The sequence below is a fragment of the Nocardia sp. NPDC050175 genome, from assembly GCF_044459885.1.
In the GTDB taxonomy this organism is placed as follows: Bacteria; Actinomycetota; Actinomycetes; order Mycobacteriales; family Mycobacteriaceae; genus Nocardia.
This window is the reverse complement of record NZ_JBITJI010000019.1, coordinates 19,554-42,714: the sequence shown is the minus strand read 5'-3', so window position 1 is coordinate 42,714 and position 23,161 is coordinate 19,554. Positions and strand designations below refer to the sequence as shown.

The 23,161-nt window shown below is 66.3% G+C and carries 21 protein-coding genes; 11 read left to right on the top strand and 10 right to left on the bottom strand.

Features of this window, described 5'->3' with window-relative positions; genetic code table 11:
• Positions 1-64: 64 nt before the first annotated feature.
• Positions 65-574 (bottom strand): hypothetical protein, encoded by a 510-nt coding sequence (locus ACIBK2_RS41725; protein ID WP_396976058.1) that lies wholly within the window; start codon positions 572-574, stop codon positions 65-67.
• A 136-nt stretch (positions 575-710) separates the two neighbouring features.
• On the opposite strand from ACIBK2_RS41725, the gene ACIBK2_RS41720 reads away from it, so the two are divergent.
• The 3 genes from ACIBK2_RS41720 (at position 711) to ACIBK2_RS41710 (ending at position 4,066) form a co-directional block, all read left to right on the top strand.
• Positions 711-1,562: a Scr1 family TA system antitoxin-like transcriptional regulator gene (locus ACIBK2_RS41720; protein ID WP_396976056.1), complete on the top strand. Its 852-nt coding sequence runs from the start codon at positions 711-713 to the stop codon at positions 1,560-1,562.
• A 10-nt stretch (positions 1,563-1,572) separates the two neighbouring features.
• Positions 1,573-1,953 carry a DUF397 domain-containing protein gene (locus ACIBK2_RS41715; RefSeq protein WP_396976054.1) on the top strand — a complete coding sequence of 127 codons (381 nt, stop codon included), beginning with the start codon at positions 1,573-1,575 and terminating at the stop codon, positions 1,951-1,953.
• Between the two features lie 85 nt (positions 1,954-2,038).
• Positions 2,039-4,066 (top strand): M13 family metallopeptidase, encoded by a 2,028-nt coding sequence (locus tag ACIBK2_RS41710; RefSeq protein ID WP_396976235.1) that lies wholly within the window; start codon positions 2,039-2,041, stop codon positions 4,064-4,066.
• Positions 4,067-4,112: 46 nt separating this feature from the next.
• On the opposite strand, the gene ACIBK2_RS41705 is transcribed toward ACIBK2_RS41710, so the two are convergent.
• The 8 genes from ACIBK2_RS41705 to ACIBK2_RS41670 form a co-directional block, all read right to left on the bottom strand.
• Entirely contained in the window at positions 4,113-5,192 is a 1,080-nt protein-coding gene (locus tag ACIBK2_RS41705; protein WP_396976052.1) for an ABC transporter ATP-binding protein, read from the bottom strand.
• Positions 5,193-5,261: 69 nt separating this feature from the next.
• Positions 5,262-6,590 carry an ABC transporter substrate-binding protein gene (locus ACIBK2_RS41700; protein WP_396976050.1) on the bottom strand — a complete coding sequence of 443 codons (1,329 nt, stop codon included), beginning with the start codon at positions 6,588-6,590 and terminating at the stop codon, positions 5,262-5,264.
• A 16-nt stretch (positions 6,591-6,606) separates the two neighbouring features.
• Positions 6,607-7,419, bottom strand: a complete 813-nt coding sequence (locus tag ACIBK2_RS41695) for a carbohydrate ABC transporter permease (protein WP_396976233.1) — start codon at positions 7,417-7,419, stop codon at positions 6,607-6,609.
• Positions 7,420-7,469: 50 nt separating this feature from the next.
• On the bottom strand, positions 7,470-8,399 hold the full coding sequence (locus ACIBK2_RS41690) for a carbohydrate ABC transporter permease (protein WP_379283192.1): 930 nt from the start codon (positions 8,397-8,399) through the stop codon (positions 7,470-7,472).
• A 170-nt stretch (positions 8,400-8,569) separates the two neighbouring features.
• The gene (locus tag ACIBK2_RS41685; protein WP_396976047.1) at positions 8,570-9,478 is read right to left on the bottom strand and encodes a L,D-transpeptidase; all 909 of its coding nucleotides are present in this window, start codon (positions 9,476-9,478) and stop codon (positions 8,570-8,572) included.
• A 301-nt stretch (positions 9,479-9,779) separates the two neighbouring features.
• Positions 9,780-11,171 carry a cytochrome P450 gene (locus tag ACIBK2_RS41680; RefSeq protein WP_396976045.1) on the bottom strand — a complete coding sequence of 464 codons (1,392 nt, stop codon included), beginning with the start codon at positions 11,169-11,171 and terminating at the stop codon, positions 9,780-9,782.
• Between the two features lie 42 nt (positions 11,172-11,213).
• Entirely contained in the window at positions 11,214-12,482 is a 1,269-nt protein-coding gene (locus ACIBK2_RS41675; RefSeq protein WP_396976231.1) for a serine hydrolase domain-containing protein, read from the bottom strand.
• Between the two features lie 50 nt (positions 12,483-12,532).
• A complete protein-coding gene (locus ACIBK2_RS41670; protein WP_396976043.1) occupies positions 12,533-13,072 on the bottom strand; it encodes a DUF6764 family protein in 540 nt (179 codons plus the stop codon).
• Between the two features lie 231 nt (positions 13,073-13,303).
• Between ACIBK2_RS41670 and ACIBK2_RS41665 the strand changes: the two genes are divergently transcribed.
• Positions 13,304-13,924: a hypothetical protein gene (locus tag ACIBK2_RS41665; RefSeq protein WP_396976041.1), complete on the top strand. Its 621-nt coding sequence runs from the start codon at positions 13,304-13,306 to the stop codon at positions 13,922-13,924.
• 60 nt (positions 13,925-13,984) lie between these two features.
• Entirely contained in the window at positions 13,985-15,448 is a 1,464-nt protein-coding gene (locus tag ACIBK2_RS41660) for a DHA2 family efflux MFS transporter permease subunit (protein WP_396976039.1), read from the top strand.
• Between the two features lie 69 nt (positions 15,449-15,517).
• Here ACIBK2_RS41660 and ACIBK2_RS41655 read toward each other — a convergent pair whose 3' ends face one another.
• The gene (locus ACIBK2_RS41655) at positions 15,518-16,192 is read right to left on the bottom strand and encodes a serine protease (RefSeq protein WP_379283200.1); all 675 of its coding nucleotides are present in this window, start codon (positions 16,190-16,192) and stop codon (positions 15,518-15,520) included.
• A gap of 560 nt (positions 16,193-16,752) precedes the next feature.
• On the opposite strand from ACIBK2_RS41655, the gene ACIBK2_RS41650 reads away from it, so the two are divergent.
• The 6 genes from ACIBK2_RS41650 (at position 16,753) to ACIBK2_RS41625 (ending at position 23,153) form a co-directional block, all read left to right on the top strand.
• Positions 16,753-17,571 (top strand): MlaE family ABC transporter permease, encoded by an 819-nt coding sequence (locus ACIBK2_RS41650; protein ID WP_379283201.1) that lies wholly within the window; start codon positions 16,753-16,755, stop codon positions 17,569-17,571.
• Positions 17,572-18,435, top strand: a complete 864-nt coding sequence (locus tag ACIBK2_RS41645; protein ID WP_379283202.1) for an ABC transporter permease — start codon at positions 17,572-17,574, stop codon at positions 18,433-18,435.
• Positions 18,436-18,441: 6 nt separating this feature from the next.
• Positions 18,442-19,932, top strand: a complete 1,491-nt coding sequence (locus tag ACIBK2_RS41640; RefSeq protein WP_396976037.1) for an MCE family protein — start codon at positions 18,442-18,444, stop codon at positions 19,930-19,932.
• A gap of 73 nt (positions 19,933-20,005) precedes the next feature.
• On the top strand, positions 20,006-21,049 hold the full coding sequence (locus ACIBK2_RS41635; RefSeq protein ID WP_396976036.1) for an MCE family protein: 1,044 nt from the start codon (positions 20,006-20,008) through the stop codon (positions 21,047-21,049).
• Positions 21,049-22,047: an MCE family protein gene (locus ACIBK2_RS41630; RefSeq protein WP_396976035.1), complete on the top strand. Its 999-nt coding sequence runs from the start codon at positions 21,049-21,051 to the stop codon at positions 22,045-22,047. The genes ACIBK2_RS41635 and ACIBK2_RS41630 overlap by 1 nt, the downstream gene beginning before the upstream one ends.
• Positions 22,044-23,153 (top strand): MCE family protein, encoded by a 1,110-nt coding sequence (locus ACIBK2_RS41625; protein WP_396976033.1) that lies wholly within the window; start codon positions 22,044-22,046, stop codon positions 23,151-23,153. Before ACIBK2_RS41630 ends, ACIBK2_RS41625 begins: the two co-directional genes overlap by 4 nt.
• The last annotated feature ends 8 nt before the right edge of the window (positions 23,154-23,161 follow it).

The following is a 23,161-nucleotide window of genomic DNA, read 5'->3' as shown; positions in this document are numbered from 1 at the left end:
CGGCTCCGGCGCGTGCGCGAGCGCACCTGTGTCTTTGGTTCGCTCGCTGACGCTCCCTCACGCCCTACGCCTTGCTGATCGCCGCGCAGGCCCGGGTGGCGGCCAGGACGTCGCCCATTTCCGGGCGAAAGTCGCGCTCGGGTGGGGCGATCCACTTGCGGTAGCCGCTGCCCTCGTCGGCCGGCGAGGGCAGCACGATGTTGCTGCCGGGCAGGGCGACCGAGGCGCAGACCCGGAACAGGTCGGCGAACAGCTCGGTGTCCAGATAGGAGTTGTCGGTCGGGCCGGTCAGGAAGGTCCAGCGGTCCGAGCGCGGGTGCCCGACGATCGGTCCGGCCCGGTCATCGGGCGCCGCCTCGATCAGCCGCGCCCGCACCCGGCGACCGAGCGCGGCGGGCATGACGACGGCGCCGACCGCGCCTACCTCCAACATGATTCGTCCCAGCGCCGGATCGACCACGCCGTACAGCCCGTGGTCCTTGCGGTAGCTGCGGCAGCGGGCAATGGCATCCTGCATCGTCGTGTAATCGGACGATGCTGGGTGACTGCCGGATTCAGTGCGGGACAAACTCATGACGAACCTCGCCTCGATGCGGGTGGATCGCGTGAAGGGGGAGAGAATCGACCGCTGAAACCCGACCCTAATGCCGCACTCCTGCGTTGACAATAGTCACACGCCGGTGAGTCGAACCCGCGTACGATCGCCTGTCATGGCACCCGTCTCGCCCGCCGTTGCCCGGTGGGAATTGGTGTTGCGGCTGCGGGAACTGCGCGAACAGCGCGGCTTCGATTCGGCGGGTTTCGCCAAGCGGGTCGGTTTCACCCCGGCCAACTGGTCGCATGTGGAGAAGGGCAGGCGCGTGCTCACCGGCAACACCATCGGCCCGGTGCTCGAGCTGCTCGAGGTGGAGGCCGAGGAACGCGCGGAGCTGCTCGCCCTACTCGACGCCAGCAAGCAGCGCGGCTGGTGGACCAGGTCGTCGGCGCTGATCGGTCCGGAACTGCAGCGGCTGTACGGCATGGAATACGGCGCGCAGAGCATCCGCAGCTACGACAGCCTGGTGGTGCCCGGCCTGCTGCAGACCGAGGCCTACGCCCGCGCGCTGATCAGCGCCGACGTGATGATCCGTCCGGTCCAGGTGGAACAGCTGGTCGCGATTCGGCTGCACCGGCAGGAACGGCTGCGCGGCAAGGAGCCGGTCGAGCTCACCGCGGTGATCGGCGAGGGCACCCTGTTGCAGCAGACCGGCGGCCCGGATGTGCTGCGCGCGCAGTTGACTCATCTGGCCGAGCTGATCGACGAGCTCGACACCGTCGAGGTGCGGGTCATCCCGTTCGCGGCGACCGCGGGCGCGGTGCTCGGCGGGTCGAGTTTCCATCTGATCGACTTCGCCGGCGAGCAGTTGCCGACGTTCGGCTGGGCGGAGAGCGCCGTCTTCGGCGGGGCGGTCGACGACCCGGAACTGGTGCGCGATCTGAGCTTCGCTTACGTTCGCGCACAAGAGCAATCGCTGGACCGTGTCGAGTCATCGACCCTGATCAGGCGGTATGCCCGAGTGTAAAATCCTGCCCATGGCCACCACCGTTACTCCCCGGTCGGTTTACACCGACTGGTTCCGGTCGACAAGATCGAACAACGGCAACCAATGTGTCGAGGTCCGCTTCGATGGTGACGCGGTGCTCGTCCGTGACAGCAAATACCGCCGCAATCCCGCCAACCCGCCCGCCGACGAACCGATCATCACCGTCACCGCACCGGAATGGACCGCGTTCCTCGACACCTTGCGCACGTCGGGCCGAACGCCCGGCGCGCTGACCGCGCACACCGCCGCCGACGGTCACACCCTGCTCCGGCACGGCTCGACCGTGCTCGGCTACACCCCGCAGGAGTGGGACGCCTTCCTGCTCGGCGCGCACGACGGCGAGTTCGACCGCATCGCACTCACCGTCTGAACGACCCACAGATCTCCCTGAACTACTGACCGCGCACCCCCGGCCGTTCGCGGCCGGGGGCCAACCTTTGCGCATCGTCGGCATACTGGAGATCGTGACTTCCGAGTTGAGCAGTCCCTCCGGTATCGATCTGTCCTATCTAGACCAGGGCGTGCGGGTGCAGGATGACCTGTTCGCGCATGTCAACGGCAAATGGCTGGCCGACCACGAGATACCGGCCGACCGCGCGGTGGACGGCGCGCTGCGCACGCTGTACGACCAGGCCGAGCGGGACGTGCAGGTGATCATTCAGAACGCCGCCGCCGAGTTGGCCGCGCCGGGTACCGACGCCCGCAAGATCGGCGACCTGTTCGCCAGCTTCATGGACACCGACACCGTGGCCGCCGCCGGGCTCGCGCCGATCTCGGCCGAGCTCGCCGCCATCTACGCGATCACCGACCGCAGCGCGTTCGCGGCCCTGCTCGGCAGGCTGCAGCGCATCGGCGTCAGCGGCGCCATCGGCTTTTACGTCGACACCGACGACAAGAACTCCACCCGCTACCTGGTGCATGCCTCGCAGTCCGGCATCGGCCTGCCCGACGAGGCGTATTACCGCCAGGACGAATCCGCCGAGATCCGCGCCGAATACATCGCGCACATCGGCCGGATGTTCGCGCTGGCCGCCGCGGATCCCCGGATCGCCGCGCTGCTCCCGCAGGATCTGGACACGGTAGGCCAGCGGGTGTTCGAACTGGAGCGCAAGCTCGCCGCCGGGCACTGGGACGTGGTCCGCCGCCGCGACGCCGAACGCAGCTACAACCCGACCACCTTCGACGCGCTGGTCGCCGACTACCCCGAATTCGATTGGGCGGCCTGGACTTCGGCGCTCGCCGAGGGCGTCGACCGATCCGGCCCCGACCTGTTCGCCGAAGTCATTGTCCGCCAGCCGGATTACCTGAGCACGTTCAATGAGGTGTGGTCGGCGGAATCGCTGGCCGACTGGCAGGCGTGGGCCGCCTGGCGGCTGATCCGTTCGCGCGCACCGTATCTCACCGATGCGCTGATCGAGGAGAACTTCGCCTTCGCGGGCCGCACGCTGACCGGCGCCCAGGAGATTCGGGAACGCTGGAAGCGCGGCGTCTCGCTGGTGCAGGACCTGCTCGGCGAGGCGGTCGGCAAACTGTATGTCGCCGAACACTTCCCGCCTGCGGCCAAGGCCAAGATGGTGGAACTGGTCGCCAACCTGCAGGAGGCCTACCGCCGCAATATCGCGGAGCTGGACTGGATGGGCGCCGACACCAGGGCGGCCGCGCTGGCCAAACTGGAGAAGTTCACGCCGAAGATCGGCTACCCGGACAAGTGGCGCGACTATTCGGATGTCGTCATCGATCCGGCCGACCTGGTCGGCAATTACCGCAACGGCTATGCCGCCGACCACGATCGCGACCTGAACAAGCTCGGCGGCCCGGTCGATCACGACGAGTGGTTCATGACGCCGCAGACCGTGAATGCCTACTACAACCCTGGCATGAACGAAATCGTCTTCCCCGCGGCGATTCTGCAGCCGCCGATGTTCGACATGAACGCCGACGACGCCGCCAACTACGGCGGCATCGGCGCGGTGATCGGCCACGAGATCGGCCACGGCTTCGACGACCAGGGCGCCAAGTACGACGGCGACGGCAACATGGTCGACTGGTGGACCGATGACGACCGCACCGAATTCGGCAAGCGCACCAAGGCGTTGATCGACCAGTACAACGTGCTCTCGCCGAAGGAACTGCCCGACGAGCACACCGTCAACGGCGAATTCACCATCGGCGAGAACATCGGCGACCTCGGCGGCCTGTCCATCGCGCTACAGGCCTACAAGATCTCCCTCGACGGCGCCGCAGCCCCGGAGCTCGACGGCCTCACCGGCCTGCAACGCGTCTTCTACGGCTGGGCTCAGGTCTGGCGCACCAAGGCCCGCAGCGAGGAGGCCATCCGCCGCCTCGCCGTCGACCCGCACTCGCCGCCCGAATTCCGTTGCAACGCAGTGGTCCGCAACATCGACAGCTTCCACGAGGCGTTCGAGGTCACCTCGGGCGACGCGTTGTATCTGGATCCGGCGGAGCGCGTGAAGATCTGGTAGTTCGAGGACTCGGGCGAGGGCATTACCTGGTAATGCCCTCGCCCGGTCAACGCAGACGCTGCTCGGTGTCCGCGTCGAAGAAGAACACATCGTCGAGCTTGGGCCGCAGGCGCAGCTGATCGCCGAGCGCGACCTGGAAGCGGCGGTCGACGCGGGCAACCACCTTGCCGGAGCGGCTGTTCCAGTCCGCGGCGACGCCGTGGCTGTACACGAACGATTCCGCGCCGAGCTCCTCGAGCAGTTCGGCGGCCACCGTGAGACCGCTGTCCTCGGTGGTCACCTCCCACGATTCCGGTCGAATGCCGACGATCACCCGGTCGCCGGTTTTCGCGGTGCGGGGCAAGGGAATTCGCAGATCGTCGAGAATCGCGTCGCCGTCGCGCACCGGCGCCTCCAGCAGGTTCATGCCGGGCGAGCCGATGAAACCGGCGACGAAGGTGTTCACCGGGTTGTCGTAAAGCTCACGGGGCGCGGCGATCTGCTGCAATTTGCCGTCGAGCAACACCGCGACCCGGTCGCCCATGGTCATCGCCTCCACCTGATCGTGGGTGACGTACACCGTGGTGGTGCCGAGCCGCTTCTGCAGCGCGGCGATCTGCGACCGGGTGCTGACGCGCAACTTCGCGTCCAGGTTGGACAGTGGCTCGTCCATGCAGAACACCTGCGGCCTGCGCACGATCGCCCGGCCCATCGCGACCCGCTGCCGTTGTCCGCCGGACAGTTTCGCCGGTTTGCGGTCGAGCAGCTGCTCGAGCTCCAGCATCTTCGCGGCCTCCTGCACCCGGACCAGGGTGTCGGCCTTGCTCATGCCCGCGTTGCGCAGCGCGAAGCCCATGTTCTCCGCGACCGTCATATTCGGGTACAGCGCGTAGCTCTGGAACACCATCGCCACATCCCTGGCCCGCGGCGGCAGACCGGTGACGTCGTTGCCGCCGATCAGGATTCGCCCGGCCTCCACCGATTCCAGCCCGGCCAGCATGCGCAGGCTGGTCGACTTGCCGCAGCCCGATGGCCCGACGAGCACGATGAACTCCCCGTCGGCGATGTCGATTTCCAGGCTGTCGACGGCCGGTGTCGGCGCACCGGGATACAGGTGCGTCACCCCGTCGAACTGCACTGTGGCCATGGGCGTCGATCTCCTCGTGTGAACTCACGGTGGCGGCCACCCAGGGTGGCCGCCACCGGGGTGCGGGTATTACTTGGGCAGCTTCGGGGTGATCTGGCGGTCGATGATCGCCTGCAGCTTGCCGGTGACATCGGCGAAAACCGTTGCCGGATCGGCGTTCTGCAGCCCGATCTGTTCCAGCCCGGTGCCGATGATCTGGTCGCCGCCCGGCACGAACACCCGGGCGTAGTCCTGCGACTTGGTGACCGCGAGCTGGTCGATGGCGACCTTGGAGGTCGGGTTCTTGGCCAGGAAGTCCTGCTCGCTCGGGTCGGCGGTGGCCGACTTGCGCACCGGCATGTACCCGGTGCCCTGGGAGAAGTACGCGGTGTTCTGCGCGTTGGTGATGAACTCGATGAACTTGAGCGCGTTCACCTTCCGCTCATCGGAGATGCGCGACGGAATGGCAAGACCGGCACCGCCGGTGGTGACGCCGGGCCCGTTCGGGTGCGGCAGGAAGGCGGTGCCGAACTCCAGCTTGCCCGCCGCGTTCTTGGTGATGCCGCGCAGGTCGCCGGTCGAGGCGATGGTGGAGGCGATCACGCCCGCGCCGAAGTCGACGGCGATCTGCGGGTTGATGCCCGCGTACTTCTTGGTGTTGATCATGTCGCGGAAGAAGGTGCCCGCCTTGATGGTGCCCGGGTCGGTGAACTTCAGCTTCCACTGGTCGGAGTACGCGCCGCCGAAGGTCCAGTTGGGTCCCTGGTAGGTCCAGGCCAGGTAGTTCTTCGCGTCGCCCCAGCCGTGCGCGAGCTTGCCCGCGCCGACGACCTCCTGCAGCTTGGGGCCCCACTCGTCGAACTCCGGCCAGCTCTGCGGGCCGCGGTCCGGCAGGCCTGCCTTGCTCCACACGTCCTTGTTGTAATAGAACAGCGGCGTCGAGCGGGCGTAGGGCAGCGCGTAGTGCTTGCCGTTGAACAGGTAGTCCGAGGCGAGCGAGTCGACGTAGTCGTCGAGCTTGACGCCCGCGTCGCCGAAGTGCGCGTCGAGCGGTTCGATGGTGCCGTTGAGGGCGTAGTTGAACCACCAGACATCCGAGAGCACCACGATGTCGGGCAGATCGCCGCCGGACAGCGCCGCGTTGAACTTCTGCGACACCTCCTCGTAGTTCTTGCCCGCGTCGACCAGGTTCACCTTCAGGTCGGGGTACTTCGCCTGGAACCGGTTGATCAGCTCGGTCTCGATGTCCTTCGAGGTGCCGGGGTGGTTGGACCAGAAGGTCAGCGTCTTGCCGTCGCCGGTCTGCTTGGCGCCACCGCCGGTGCCCGCGCATGCGGTCAGTGCCGCGCCGGCGGCGACGGCGCCGGCCAGCCCGATGAATCCGCGCCGGGACAGCGCGGGGAACTGAGAAGTGGACACGTGATTTCTCCTGTATCTAACCCTTGACCGCACCAGAGGTGAGGCCTTTGATCATGTGGCGTTGCAGTAGCAGGAACACCACGAGAATCGGCAGCATGGTCAGCAACGTGCCCGCCATCACCGGCCCCCAGTTGGTGACGCTCGGATTCTCGGTGTTCTGCAGCAGGGTGAGGCCGACGGGCAGCGTCGCGACCGAGGTGTCGTCGGCCATCAGGAACGGCCAGAGGTACTCGTTCCACTCGTTCACCAGGGTGACCACCGCGAACGCGACCATGGTCGGCCCGGACATCGGCAGCACCACCTTGGTGAGCAGCCGCCACCAGCTCGCGCCGTCCATCCTGGCCGCCTCGATCACCTCCGAGGGCAGCGACAGGAAGTGGTTGCGCATCAGGAAGGTGCCGAAGGCCACGCCGCACAGCGGAATGATGATGCCCTGGAACGAGTTCCGCCAGCCGAGCTGGGCGACCAGGGCGTAGTTCGAGATCACCGTGATCTGGTTGGGCACCATCAGCGCCGCGATGATGATCAGGAACACCGCGGTCTTGCCCGGAAAACGCAGGAACACCAGGCCGTACGCGCTGAGCACGCCGAGCACGAACTTCACCGCCGAGATGATCCCGGTGACGATCAGCGAGTTGCGCAGGAAGGTCCAGAACGGCAGCGTCGTGGTGGCGTCGCCGTAGTTCTCCGGATGCCAGCTGTGCGGCCAGTACACCGCGGGCTGCACGTAGATGTCCGGACGTTCCTTGAACGAGGTGATGAAGATCCAGAACAGCGGGACGCCGACGATGATCAGCACGCACACCATGGCGCCGTAGCCGAGCAGCATCACCCCGCGCTGCCGACGTTGGTAGGAAACCGTTTCAGCGCCTGCGCTTTTCACTGCTCATTCCGATCCATGACGCGAACCTGCACCAGCGTGACGACCAGCAGCACCACGAACATGATGGTGGCCACGGTCGCGCCATACCCGGCGCGGAAGTTACGGAAAGACTCTTCGTAGACCTGGTAGACCATCGTGGTGGTCCCGGTGCCCAGCGGCCCGCCGCGGGTCATCACGTTGATGATGTCGAAGACCTGCAACGAATTCAGCAGCACCGTGATGGACAGGAAGAACGTGGTCGGGCGCAGTTGCGGCAACAGCACCTTGGTGAAGGTGGTCCACCGGCTCGCGCCGTCCATCTCGGCCGCCTCCATCAGCTCGGCCCGAACCCCTTGCAGCGCGGCCAGATAGATGACGAAGCTGTAGCCGAGGTTCTTCCAGATGTAGGTCACCGTCACCATGAACAGCGCCCAGTGCGGGTTCTGGTAGAAGTCCGGCACATTGTCGACGCCCAAGCGGTGCAACACATCCTGGACCAGGCCGAAGCTCGGATCGAAGATGAACTGGAAGGCCACGCCGATGGCGGCGCCGGAGATCACGAACGGCGCGAAGATCGCCGAGCGGACCACATTGCGGCCGAACAGCTTCCGGTCGAGCAGCAGCGCCAGCGCGAGGCCGAGCACCATGCTGCCGACCACCGCGGCCAGGGTGAACACCACCGTGTTGGTGACGATGTCCCAGGAGTCCGACCGGCCCCACCATTCGGTGTAGTTGCGCACCCCGATGAAGGTGGCCACCGGATCGGAGATGTTCCAGTCGTAGAACGAGAGCCGGATGTTGTCGATCAACGGCCGATAGACGAACACCGTCAGCAGCGCGAGATTCGGTACCACGAGCACCAGGAACAGGGCGTAATCCTGCCAGGGCCGGTTCCGCAAACCGCGTCCGCGCGGTTGGGGTAATACTCGTTCCGGCTTCGCTCGCACGTCGCGCACTCTACGGACAGGAGCAAACAATCGGTTAACGCTATCCTGCCGGACGCTGAACTTCTCGAGCACGGGCCAAGTGAATCAAGAAGCCGAACATCACGATCAGCAAATTGCTTAATTGATCGTAATGTTCGGCTCGATGACGTGTCTTCGGTTGTGCGGGAAGGTCAGTCGTTCCAGTCGCCGGCCAGGCCGTCGCTGGTGCCGATCGAGCCGCCCTTGGTGTTCACGATGACCACCGGGTCGCCCTTGCGCGAGTTCTCCATGAACCACTTGGCGTTCTCGGTGCTCACGTTGAGGCAGCCGTGGCTGGAGTTGGAGTTGCCCTGCTGGCCGACCGACCACGGGGCGGCGTGCACGAAGATGCCGCTGTTGGAGATGCGGGTCGCGTACTCGACCTCGAGCTTGTAGCCCTCGGGGTCGGTGGTCGGCACACCGTAGGTGGACGAATCCATGATCATCTTGCGCAGCTGCTCGCCGACCACGTAGGTGCCGTTCGGGGTCTCGTGCTTGGTCTTGCCCATCGAGGTCGGCATCGTCTTCACCTCCTCACCGTTGCGGGTGATGGTGATCATGTGCGTGTTGTCGTCGGCGGTGCTGACGAACGCGTCGCCGATCTTGAAGGCGCTGCGGGTGCCGCCCGCCTCGACGGTCACGTCGGTGTTGTCCGGCCAGAACTCGTTCGGCCGCCAGCGCACCTGCTTGTCGCCGCGCCAGTAGAAGTGGCCCGGCGCGTCCTTCGACGAGGTGACCTTGATGAACTTTTCGGCGGCGCCGTGATCGGGCACCGGGTCCTTGAAGTTGATGATGATCGGCTGCGCGACCCCGACGACCTCGCCGTCGGCGAGGTTGATCGACGGCGGCGCGAAGTTCGGCTGCTGCGGCGCCGGGTCCGTCGCGGAACCGGCGGAACCGGAACCGAACGGGAACAACGGGTCGGCGCCCGCGGGTGCGACCAGCAGGACGCCCGCCGCCGCGATCGTCGCGGACAACAGGGCGCCGGCCCGCAGCCTGCGGGTTAGCTGTGCTCCCCTGCGGTGGGCAGGTAGCGACCCGGTGTGCGAAGCGACATGCATAGGTTTCTCGTCCATTCCATCTCTCGCCGCACCCGCGCAGGCGCACGCGTGCCACGAGATCTCTCATCGGCGTGGAGCGGGCAGAGCTCACCCCACGGGTATTGACGGCCCGACCCGACCTCCTTCCTACCGTCCCGGTGCGGCTCGAAGCCAGTTGCGTTTCATAATGATTCGTTCATACCGTTCGGTGTGGTAGCCGTCACATAACCCGGAGGTGGTCGTCCGGCTTCCCGAAAGGTACCGGTCACGTCGGCGAGTCCGGTGCTTCGATCGATGTCGCAGGTAGGTCGCTCGGCCGGTGTTAACAAACGTCTTCGTGATGTAAATCACTCTCGACGACGAACGGAATCGGGCGATGCGGACCGGTTGCTATGTTGTGCGGCACCGACATTGGCGCACGGCCGTTCGCATACCGAGGGGCCAATCGCAGCCGCACTCGAGTCACGATGGTAGCCAACGCGATTCGCAGTTCGTAATCCGCCAGCGAGGCGCCGACGCAGCGCCGATGCCCGCCGCCGAACGGCGCGAACTCGAACGGCCCGTACTTGCGGTCGAGGAACCGCTCCGGTTGGAATCGCTGCGCGTCGGGCCACACCTGCGGATCCGAGTGCAGCAACGGCACCGCGACTCCCATCGTGTCGCCCGCCGCCAACTCGACCCCGCGCAGCGTGTACGGCGCGGTCAGCCTGCGCACCACGATCGGCACCGCAGGGTGCAGGCGCAGCGTCTCCTGACACACCGCGTCCAGATAAGGCAGCCGGGCCAGCTCGACCGGCCCGGCTTCGGGTCCGGCGGCGCGCAACTCCGCGCGCAGGCGGGCCAGCGTGGCCGGCTCCCGGTGCAGGTGGAACAGTGCCCAGACCAGCGTGGTCGCCGTGGTCTCGTGCCCGGCGACCAGCAGCGTGCGCAGTTGCTCGCACAGGTCGTCGTCGGTGATCGCGGTGCCGTCGTCGTAGCTCGTGCTGAGCAACATGCCGAGGATGTCGGTGCTCAGTCGCCCGGTCGCCGTCCGCCGGTGCGCGATGTCGTCGAGGATCAACCGATCCAGCCGCGCCCGGGCCGCGACGAACCGATCCCACGGCGCCTGCCCGAACAGCCCGTGTCGCAGCAGCGGCACCAGCATCAGCGGTCCGGAGAAGGCGTTGAGGAATTCGCCCACCGCCCCGGTGTATTCGGCCCGGCGCTCGTGGCCGTCCACGCCGAACACCGCCTCCAGGATCACCCGCAGTGTGATCGCCCGCGCCGCCGCCCGCGAATCGATCCGCACGCCGGGCCGCCAGGCCTGGCCGGTGCCGCCTTCGATCTCCTCGAGCACCGAATCCCGGATGATCTCCCCGTAGGCACGGATCCGCGCACCGTGAAAGGCCGGTGCCAGCAGCGCCCGATCGCGACGATGCCGCTCACCCGAGGCGAGGATCAACGACGCCGTGCCGACCAGCGGCTCGATCGGATTCGGCCGCGGCGGTTCGAGCGTGTCGACCGGCGCCCGGAACAGCTCGCGCGCACCCGCGGCCGTGCCGGTGAACAGTCCCGACCCGAACCCGGGAAAGCGCACGAAGAACGGATCCCCGTCGCGCGCCCGGCGCCAGCGGAAGTACCGCTCGAAGTCGATGCCCGCGGCCAGTGCGTGCAGCACGATCAGCCGTGGCGCCCGCGGCACCTCGGTGCCGGGCTCGGCTGTGCCCACGTCCATATCTATAGGTACGAACTCACCGGTCCGTCGGTTCGACCCGGTCTAGGAATCGGTCTCGTCGACGACAACCGTGGGTTTGGCCCTGCGCACCGTATTTCGCGCGGTCGCGGCCAGCCGGGCCAGCCTGGCATCGCCGAGCGCGGTCACCGCATTGCCCAATCGGTTGGTGACGAAGGCGATCGACATGCCCAACTCCGGATCGGCGTAAGCCCCCGACCCGCCGACGCCGTAGTGCCCGAACGCTTTTCGCGGCTGCTGCTTGGACATCAGCACCGGGCGGTGATACCCGAGGGTGAACCGCAGCGGCAGCCCGAGCACGTAGTCGCGGCTCTCGGCGGGCTGCACCTGATTGATGGTCTCGATCGTCTCGGGTCGCAGGAACTGCACGGTCTCGCCGGTGCCAGGCACGAAAACCCGGCCGTGGTCGGCGAGCGCCCCATACATCCTGGCCAGCGCCCGCGCCGAGAAGACGCCGTTCCAGCCGGGCATCACCGCATCATGCACCCGCGGGTCGCGGACCAGCTCGTCGAAGCTCTCCGGCATGCCCGCCTCGGCCAGCCCGCGGATCGGGCGCACCCAGGACAGCACCGACGAGGCGGTGTTCCATCGGATTCCCGGCGGGCTCAGATGCGGGAAGATCTTGGCGATCCGATAGCGCTCGGCTTCCGGTACCCGGAACCAGAATTCGTCGAGGCCGAGCGGCTCGGCGATCTCCCGGCGCACCACATCGGTGAACGGATCGCCGGTGACGCGCTGCACGATCTCGGCGACCAGCCAGCCGAAGGTGATCGCGTGATAGCCGGAGGTGCGGATGCGGCGCGGGTCCGGCGGGCTGTCGGCCAGCGCCCGGATCACCGCGTCGTAGTCGAGGATGCCCTCGCGGCCGGGGACCAGGCCGCGTACTCGATGCAGCCCGGCGCGGTGCGAGAGCACATCGCGCACGGTGATGTCGTCCTTGCCGTGCGCGGCGAATTCGGGCCAGTACCGGGCGACCGGCGCGTCGTAGTCGATCAGGCCGCGTTCGGCCAGCCGGTGCACCACGGTGGAGGCGACGCCCTTGCCGGTGGAGAAGGTCAGTGCGACGGTGTCGCCGTTCCAGCGCCGATCCTTGCCGGCCCAGCCGCCCCAGATGTCCACGACCGGCTTGCCGTCGAGATAGACGGCCAAGGCGCCGCCGCCACGATTCGTTTGGCTGAACATGCCGAAGAATTGATCGGCCAGGCGGATGAACCGCGGGTCGACCAGCATCTCTTTGGGTGCGGCGAGCTTGCGATTCGCCGAGTCGGCGGCGTCGAAGCCACCCGGTGCCATTGCCGAAACCATGGGGTCACCTCCTGACCACCTGTCGCGGGGTGCGTCCCTCAGGGTAGCTGGTGCGCCGGGGTCTGCCAGCGGCCGAAGGGCGTGCTCAGGCAGGTGTCGCCGGTCCGCGAATTCCAGGCGAAAGCGCCGCCGCCGAGGCACACCACCGTGTGATCGGCGCTCTGCGCGCCGGCCCGCGACCCGTCCAGCGCGACCGATATCGCGACGACCGGCACGCCGGGGCTCTGCGAAACCTCGTCGCTGTCAATGGAACTCAGGGCGATCGCGTCCTGGCCCATGCCGATCGCGATGGGCATCCCGCCCGCACCGTTGCTGGCGCCGACGCCACCGCGCACGCCGACGCCGACCGCGGTGGCCCCGGTAGTGGCGCTCGCATAGCCGACACCGTCGATACCCAGGGATTTCGCCTGTCCGAGCAGGTCGGTAGCGGCGCGACAGGCGGTGCGCCCGTCGATGACTGTGATGTCCGTCCCGTTTTCCGAAGTGCAATGCGCATCGGTAGCTGAGGCGACGGCCGGCACCACAAGAGAGGTGATAATCGCGGCGGCCGAGCAGACGATCACGCTGATCAGCTTCACGGGTACCTCCTCTCCAACTCTGAAACCCCACTGTACTCAGATCGGTTGCTGGAACCTCGATTCCACAGAGCGCTTGCGAGTCGCGAATGCGCGAGGCCGCACGGTCGAGTCGACGTGTGCGCGTCCCATGGTGTATGCATGGCGTGTATTTCAAGCACAGCTTTATTTTGTTTACTTCGGATTCTTACGGGGGCGTGAGTTCGGAGCGTGACAGCTCGGGAGGACTGTTTCGTGTCTGGTCAACTGACCTGGGGTCGTGTCGCGTTCGCGACATTCATCGCGGCCGCCGCACTAGCACTGGTCGGCTGTAATTCGACGGTCAGCGGCCACGCGCAGCCCGCGGTGGACAACGGCACCATCAACGCCGTCTCGATCACCAGCACGCCGAAGCCGTCGTCGGGCCGGCCGACCTCCGGCAAGCCGACGCCGACCAGCAAGGGCGGCAACACCGACTTCCAGGCCAACGAGGGCGATTGCGTCACCCTCGGCGGCACCACCTCGAACGCCACCATCGCGAAGGCGTCCTGCGGCAGCCGCGCGGCGAACTACAAGGTGATCGGCAAGGCGCCGAAGAGCACGCAGTGCGTCGGCGACGCCGACAACTACTACGCCGAGACCCTCAACGGCATCGAACAGGGCGCGTACTGCCTCGACATCGACTGGGTGGTCGGCGGCTGCATGGACGTCGGCGGGGACGACCCCAAGCGGGTCGACTGCACCGGCGCCTCGCCGGTCAAGGGCGTCAAGGTGGTCAAACGGGTGGAAGGCGCCGACGACGTGAACGTCTGCGGCAGCGGCACCGGATACGTCTACGAGCAGCGCCACTTCGTCGTCTGCGTCCAAGAGATCTGACACCGTTTCGCCCAGCGTGAACTGCCCGGCAACCGGGTGCCGGGCGGCTAAGTTGGGTCGGTGAGCACGACTGATCTACCCCGGCTGAAATCCACCACCGGCCGCTGGATTCTGCTGGCCACCATCCTCGGTTCGTCGGTGGCCTCGCTCGATGCCACCGTCGTCAATATCGCGCTGCCTCGCATCGGTGCGTCGCTGGATACCGATGTGGCCGGGCTGCAATGGACGTTGAACGGGTACACGCTGACGCTGGCCTCGTTCATCCTGCTCGGCGGCTCGCTCGGCGACCGGCTCGGCAGGCGCAAGGTGTTCGTCTGGGGCACCATCGGTTTCGCGGTGGCCTCGGTGCTGTGCGGCGCCGCGATGAACATCGAGATGCTGGTGTTCGCGCGCATTCTGCAGGGCATCGCGGGCGCCATGCTGACGCCGGGCAGTCTCGCGCTGATCTCCTCCTCGATCGACCGGCGTGATCAAGGCGCGGCGATCGGGCTGTGGTCGGGCTTCGGCGGGGTGGCCGGCGCGTTCGGGCCGTTCCTCGGCGGCTGGCTGATCGAGCTGGCCGGCTGGCGCGCCATCTTCTTCATCAACGTGCCGCTCGCCCTGGTCGTGGTACTCGTCGCGCTGAAACACGTGCCGGAGAGCCATGATCCGAATGCCAAGGCGCGGCTGGACGTGCCGGGCGCCGTGGTGGTCGCGCTCGCGCTGGGTGCGCTGACCTTCGGTCTGATCGAGACCATGCCGCTGCTGATCGTGGCGGGCGTGCTGCTGCTCGCCGCGTTCGTGGTGATCGAGATGCGCAGCGATCACCCGCTGGTGCCGCCGGTGTTGTTCGCGTCGCGGGTGTTCACCGCGGCGAACCTGGTCACCCTCGCGGTCTATGCGGCCCTCGGCGGTGTGTTCTTCCTGTTGGTTCTGGAATTGCAGCTGGTGGCGGGATATTCACCGCTGATGTCGGGCGTGGCGACGGTGCCGATCACGCTGATCATGCTGGTGCTCTCGGCACCCGCCGGGCGCTGGGCGCAGCAGCACGGGCCGCGTATTCCGATGACGGTCGGTCCGCTGCTCGCCGCGGGCGGCCTGGTGCTGCTGCTGCGGATCGGGCCGGACACCGCGTATCTCACCGATGTGCTGCCCGGCGTGCTCGTCTTCGGTTTCGGTCTCGCGGCGCTGGTCGCCCCGCTCACCGGGGCCGTGCTCGGCGCGGTGCCGTCCAGCGAGGCGGGCATCGCGTCCGGGGTGAACAACGCAGTCGCGCGGACCGCGCAACTGCTCGCCGTCGCGGCCCTGCCCGGCCTGGCCGGAATCTCCGGCGCGCTGGGCGATCCGGTCGCCTTCAACCATGGCTTCGGCACCGCCATGTGGATCTGTGTCGGCCTGCTGCTCGCCGGTTCGGTCCTCGCGGCCGCGCTGCTGCGGCAGCCGCGCCGCGCCGCCACCCTGGACAGTGTCGATTGCATGCCGCAGTGCGCGGTGGCCGGACCTGCCCTCGCTCCGGCGGTCCATGACGAAAAACCGGCCCGCTAACGAGAAATGAGCGGGCGCAGCCGGTTCGATCAACCGTGCGCCCGCTCAGTTCTTGTGTCTGGTCGAGACCTATATAGGCAGATAACCTGCGCCAACGCCGCCACGGGCGTTGATGTCATCCATGATCGTGCTCATGTTCGTGCCGACCTCGGGGCCGAAGCAGGCCATGGCCAGGTAGGCGTTCACCATGCCGACGAGGGTGGAGCCGATGACGACCGGCGCGCCGGAATCGCCTTCGACGACGCACATCTGGCTCCAGGTCTCCATGTTCGACCCGAACACGTCGCCCCAGCTGATGCCGCAGGTGTTGCCGGTGGTGCGGCCTTCCTTGCACACGATGTTCGGGAACGCCGCGGGTGCGCCGAGCCCGGTGATGGTGACGTTGCCGACCCGGTTCACCGGGACGATCTTGCCCGGCTCGAACTGGATCACGGCGTAGTCCAGATCATGGTTGGAGTAGACGAACCGGCCGATCACGCCGGCGCCGCGGTTGGCCTCCGCGAAAACCTCGGCACCGGGATCACCGCAGTGGCCCGCGGTCAGGCCGACGAGCCGACCCGCGTTGTCGTGGCCGACGGTGGTTACGGTGCACTCGAATTGGTTATCGATGATGATGCCGGAACCACCACCCACGACCGGCGGACCCGGCTCGGCCTGAGCGGCCCCCGCGCCCGTCCCGAGTAGCGCCGCACCGAGGGCTACGGCGAAGGCGGCGGTGGCCACCTTGGCGAGTTTGCTGAACATGTCCCTCCAGACGTCGGAAGCCCGCACGATATCAATCTGTCGCACCCATCGTGTCAGTATTCGGGTCCGGGCGCGTCATCTACTTCGGGGTGTCCATGCGGGCGAGCCTTAACCCCATTTTTAGACATAAGCACATTATGTCTCTTATTTGTAATAATAGCGACCGGCTATGAAAAAGGTCGATGGCCGCTTCGAGTTTGTACTCGAACAGTAGTACAGCCCGTTCTGTTCGGTTCCGGAAACAAATGCGATTTTGAATGAACTCTTTCCGAATAAATTGGCGCGATGATCATGTCTGGGCGGGGGATTCGCGGGGTTGACCTGTAACTTGTTCCAGAAGATCCACCCACCTTTTTGGGCGTCGACCCAATGTCGGTGGCCTGCGTCATAGCGTTTAGAGCACAGTGACCGAGGTCTATGACTGCAATCACAGGAGGGTGGTGTGTTCTGGCTTACTACGTAGTAAGGTGCGTCAAGCAAACAAGTCGTCGGGGCAGCCAACCGGCGTCGAGAGGGGTTAGCCAGTGCAGTCGACCAAGAGTCCTCCAACAGGATCACGGATGAGTGATGCGGTCGATTGGACCAAGGGTTACTGGGCCGACCATCCGAAGGCTTCGCTGGAGACCTTCGGCCGCCAGATCACCATGGGGATCGCGGCGGTCGCCGAACTGTTCATCGCAATCTTCCGGCGCCGCTTCCCCTTTCAAGAGTTCATCCGCCAGTGCGCGTTCATGGCGAGTGTCTCCGCCGCGCCAACCCTGCTGGTCGCCATCCCGATCGGTGTCATCGTATCGATCCAGGTCGGCTCGATCGCAGGCCAGGTCGGCGCGACCTCGTTCATCGGCGCGGCCAACGGCCTCGGCATCATTCAGCAGGGCGCTCCCCTCGTCACCTCGCTGATGATCGCAGGCGCCGTCGGTTCCGCGGTGTGCGCCGATCTCGGCTCGCGCACCATCCGCGAGGAGATCGACGCGATGAAGGTGATGGGCGTCGACCCGATGCGCAGGCTGGTCGCCCCCCGGCTCGGCGCGGCGATGCTGGTCAGTGTGCTGCTCTGTGGCTTCGTCGTTTTTGTCGGATTCTTGACTGGTTACATCTTCAACATTTTCGCGCAGAACGGTACGCCGGGTTCCTACATCGGCACGTTCTCGTCGTTCGCGGTTACTACCGATCTCTTTGTCGCGCTGGTCAAATCGTTGATTTTCGGGCTACTCGCCGCAATCATCGCCTGCGACAACGGATTGAACGCTCGCGGTGGCCCCGGCGGCGTGGCCAACGCGGTGAATTCCGCGGTGGTGAGTTCCGCCATCATGTTGTTCGGCGTGAATCTCGTCATCACCCAGGTGTACAACGCACTGTTCCCGTCACAGGTGGTCTGAGTGTCGTCGACATATGTTCCCCCGCTGCTGCGGCCGTTCCAGCAGCTTCGCAAGTCCGCGAACGCGCCGGTCGACCTGCTGGCCCGGCTGGGCCACCAGGTGTTCTTCCTGCTGCGCTCGATCGGCTCGATCCCGTTGGCGCTCAAGCACTATCCCAAGGAAGTGTGGCGGCTGCTCTCCGACGTCAGCTGGGGCAACGGGAACCTGGTCGTCGGCGGCGGCACCATCGGCGTGGTGGTCATTCTCAGCGCGTTCGGCGGGATGACCGTCGGCATCCAGGGCTACAACTCGCTGAACCTGTTGGGGCTCAGCCCGATCACCGGCGCCATCTCCGCCTTCGCCACCACGCGCGAACTCGGCCCGCTGCTCGCCACCATCGCCTTCGCCGCGCAGGCGGGCTGCCGGTTCACCGCGCAACTGGGCGCCATGCGCATCTCCGAGGAGATCGACGCGCTGGAGTCCATCGCGATCCGGCCGCTGCCCTACCTGATCAGCACCAGGATGTTCGCGGCGATGGTCGCCATCATCCCGCTGTACTGCCTCGGCCTGGCCATGGCCTACATCTCCTGCTCGCTGACCGTGCAGCTGATCGGCGGCACCGCCAGCGGCACCTACCAGCACTACTTCTACCAATTCCTGGTGCCGACCGACGTGATCTACTCGCTGCTGAAGGCGATCCTGTTCGTCGCGATCACCACGTTCATCCAGTGCTACTACGGCTTCTTCGCCTCCGGCGGACCGGAAGGCGTCGGCGTCGCGGCCGGCCGGGCGATCAAGGTGTGCATCATCGCCGTCGTCTTCGCGAACCTGTTCATGACTTTGGCGATCTGGGGCATCAACCCCGGCATCAGGATCTCGGGGTAGCACCAGATGATCATCGATCCCAGTGGGCGTGGACCCACGATGCGTCAGCTGCTTGTCGCGGGCCTGGCCGGCCTGATCGTGCTCGCGCTGGTGCTCGGCTTCCTGACGCTGCGGTACCAGGGCTACTTCGTCGAGAAGGTGAACGTCACGGCGAACCTCACCACCACCGGTGACGGTCTGCCCTCGCAGGCCGACGTGAAGTTCCGCGGCGTGCTGGTCGGTGCCGTCAAGGAGGTCGAGGTCGCGGCCAAGGGCGAGCTGCAGAAGGTGCAGATCGAGGTGAAGCCGGAGTTCGCCAAGGGCGTGCCCGCCAACGTCACCGCCCGGGTGGTGCCGAGCAACCTGTTCGCCGTCACCTCGGTCGAGCTGGTCTTCAACGGTCCGGCGGACCAGTACCTGCACGACGGCTCGATCATCGAGGAAGACCGCAGCAAGGGCACGCTCGCGCTGCAGGACACCCTCACCACGGTGCGCAACATCCTCGACCGGATCGATCCGGTGCAGTTCGGTCGCGTGCTCGGCACGCTGTCCCAGGCGCTCGACGGCAGTGGCCGGATGCCAGGCTCGACCGTCGAGCGGTTCGACCACTGGCTGCAATCGGTCGATGACGCGATCCCGAACCTCGGCGTGATGCTCGGCGACTTCTCCAGCTCGTTCCACGCGCTGAACGAATCCTCGCCGGAACTGCTCGACGTGCTCGGCACCTCGGTGCAGACCGCGCGCACCATCGCCGATCGGCGCAGCGAGCTCGTCGCGCTGATCACCGGCACGAGCAGCACGGTCGACACCGTGAACGATCTGTTCGCCCGTAACGGCGACATCGGCAAGCAGGTCACCGCGGGCACCAGCGACATGTTCGGCGCGGTCGCCGCCGATCCGAACGCGATCACCCAGACGATCCTGAATCTCAGCGAGATGACCCGCCGGATGGATTCCACCTTCACCTGGGGTCCGCAGCAGCAGCAACGCTGGGACGCGGGCATCACGCTCACCCCGTACAAGCCGTACACGGTGGCCGACTGCCCGCGCTACGGCGAGCTGGCCGGACCGAGCTGTGCCACCGCGCCTGCGGTGAACGAGCTGCCGCCGCTGCCGGACAACCTGAAGCCGAGGGCGCTCGAGTCGGCGGCCGGTCTGCCGCCGGTGGTGCCGATGCCGGGCCTGCCGGTGATTCCCGGTGTCACCACGCCGGATTCGCGGCCCGCCGAGGGCATCGTGCCCGCCGCGCCGCGTCCGTTCGCGGGCACGCCGCTCGAGGGTCTGTTCCCGATGCTGCCCGGGCTCGGTCAGCCACCGGCCCCGGCGCCCGCGCCTGCTCCAGGCCCCGTGGCACCGGCTGCCGCGCGCATCCCGGCCGCGGGCGATATCTCCTACCAGGGTGACGCGGCCATCGCCATGTTGCTCGGCCGTCAACCGACCACCGCCGAATACCTGCTGCTGAGCTCGATTTTGAAGGGCGGGACCATGCACGTGGCCGAAAACCGGGTGGGCCGATGAGCGAGCGCAGCGAGCGAATCATGTGCCAGCGTGCAATGCACGTGACGGAACCGAGCGCTAGCGAGGTGGAGTCATGAGTATTCGTAAACCGCTGATCGGCTTCGGGATCTTCGCGATCGTTTCCATCCTTGTCACGGTGCTGGTCTGGAATACCTTGGCGCGCATCGTGGATGGCGACACCAACACCTATTCGGCGACCTTCACCGACGTGCTCGGTTTGCACGAAGGCGACGACATCCGAATGGCCGGTGTACGGGTCGGCAAGATCGAGAAGATCGCGCTCGAACGGGACCCGAAGTCGAAAAAGCAAGTGGCCAAGGTGACCTTCGTCGTGCAGCGGGATCAGACGCTGTTCGACGACACCAAAGCCCTTGTCCGCTACCAGAACTTGATCGGCCAGCGTTATGTGGCCTTGGCGCCGGGCAAGTCGTCCAGCCCGGCACAGCTGAAGAACAACGCGTCGATTCCGCTGGACCGGACCGAGCCGTCGTTCGACGTTTCGGGCCTGCTCAACGGTTTTCAGCCGCTGTTCCAGGCGCTGCAGCCCGAGCAGGTGAACCGCCTCTCGGACACCTTCATCCAGGCGTTGCAGGGTGACGGAGTCTCATTGAGCGCGTTCATCGTTCAGGCCGCGCAGCTGGCCACCGACTTCCAGCGCCGCGATGCGATCCTGTCCGATGTGATCGCCAACCTCTCCGGTGTGATGGCGGGGTTGGCCAGACGAGGTGATGAATTGGAGACCCTGGTGACCCAGACCCGGGCCTTGATCGGCGGGTTGTACGAGCAGGGCCAGTCGCTGCAGACCTCGACGGTGCAGATCGCCAACGCGACCAGCTCGCTGGTCGCCATGGTCGATCAGATCCAGCCGAAGCTGCAGGCCGCCCAGAACTCCACCAGCGCCGCGCTGACCCTGCTGCTCGCCAACGGCGCCAAGCTGGATCAGGCCGCGATCGACCTGCCGAACATCATTTCGGCGGCGGGCAGGCACACCGAGGAGGGCGGCTACGCCAACGCCTACCTCTGCGGTTTGGACGTCTCGCTCTACGGCGTGCTGTTCCCGCGCGGCCTGTTCTCGCAGATCGGTGGCACTTCGCACTCGGCGGTGTGCCGCCCGTGATGACGAAGATGAAGGCAAGATTCGCCGCCAACCGCTACTTCTGGCTCGGCATTCTCGGCGGTGCGCTGATCGTCGCGCTGCTGCTCGCGTCCAGCGCGGTCAAGCTGGTCGGCGTCGGTGAGCAGTCGATCAAGGCCGAGTTCGTGCAGGCCGCCGGGATCAAGGTCGGCGACCGGGTGAACGTCGCGGGCGTGACCAGCGGCCGGGTGGACGGCGCGAAGCTAGAGGGCGACCACGTGCTGCTGACGCTGAGCGTCGACAACGGTGTGCAGCTCGGCCCCGACGCGCGCGCCTCGATCAAGATGGCCACGCTGCTCGGCGCCAGGTACGTCGATCTGGATCCCGGCGACGGCTCCGGCCTGAAGGGCGGCCGAATCCCGGTGTCCAACACCGCGGTTCCGTACAACCTGGCCGACGTGGTGCAGGAGGGCACGCCGAAGTTCGAGGCGCTCGACACCAAGAAGCTGTCCGACTCGCTGAACCTGATCAACCAGCAGATGGGCGATTCCCCCCAGCTGATGGCGCAGGCGCTGGACAGCGTCGGCGCCCTGGCCAAGGTGATGGATACCCGCAAGGACGAGGTCGACAGCCTGCTCAAGGATCTGAATCGGGTCACCCAGATTCTCGGTGACAACCGCAACAGCGTGCTGCTGGTGATCACCCAGGGCGAGGCCATCGCGAACCGGGTGATGGAGCGTCAGGGTTTGCTGCGCCAGCTGCTCGACAATGTCGCGTCGCTGACCAAGCAGCTGCAGCAGATCGGCGCGCAGAACGACAACCAGCTCGGCCCGACCATCGAGCAGCTGAACACCATGTCCGAGGGCTTGCAGAAGAACAAGGACAACCTGGACCGACTGCTGTCGCTGATGCCGCCGACGGTGCGCTACCTGGCGAACTCCTGGGGTGGCAACGGACCGTACGGCAGCGTCGGGCTGCCGTGGATCTTCCCGGACAACTGGCTGTGCTTCGCTCAAGTTATAGAGGGGTGCCAGGGATGACCTTCCTGAAGGCCGTCAAGGTACGGACCATCGCCAAGATGCTCGTGGTCAGCGCCGCCGCACTGGCCGTCGGCAGCTGCTCGCTGGTGCCGAGTTCGGTGAACAACGCGCTCGGCCAGACGATTCAGGTCACTGCCGACTTCGAGAACATCGCGGGCATCTACGAGGGCAACCCGATCACCGTGCTCGGGCTCGACGTCGGCAAGGTCGAGAAGATCGTGCCGAAGAGCACCTTCATCGAGGTGCACATGTCCATCGACAAGGACGTGAAGATCCCGAAAGACGCGATGGCCGCGATCATTTCGCCGTCCATCGTCACCGACCGGCACGTCGAGCTCACCCCCGTCTACACCAAGGGCGACGCCCTGGCCGACGGCGCGCACCTGCCGCTGGCCAAGACCAAGACCCCGGTCGAACTCGACACGATGATCAAGACCATCGATCAGTTCGCCGCCGCGCTCAAGCCGGAACCGGGCAGCGAAGGCATCGGCCCGCTCTCGGGCCGGGTGCTGTACCCGATGGTGAACGGCAACGGCGAGAAGATGCGCGACACCCTCAACGCGCTGTCCGGCGCGCTGAAGGTCGGCGTGGACAACAAGGACGCGGTCTCCAACATCATCATCAAGCTCAACGAGCTCACCACGATGCTGGCCGACAACGACCAGTCGGTGCGCGACTTCAGCAACCGGATGACCCAGATGACCGGGCTGCTCGCCGATCAGGCGCCCGGCCTGGAGGCGACGCTGAATCAGATCAACGACTTCCTGAACAACACCAGCAGCAGCCTGTCCCAGCATCAGGATCAGCTGGCGGGCAGCCTGGCCGGCCTGACCAAGGTCACCCAGCAGCTGCGCGACAACGCCTACGGCATCACCGAAATCGTCGACGTGGCACCGATGGTCTTCCAGAACGTCGACAAGATCATGAACCGCGAGCACGGCTACGTCCGGCTGAGCGCGCTCATCGGCACCACGCTGAGCGGCGAACTGGTGAGCCTGTTCTGCGAGCGGATCCAGATGAAGGCAGACGGGTGCCGAACCGGGAACATGCAGGACTTCGGACCCGACTACGGACTCACCGCCGCGCTGCTGGGGCTGACGAAATGACGTACCGA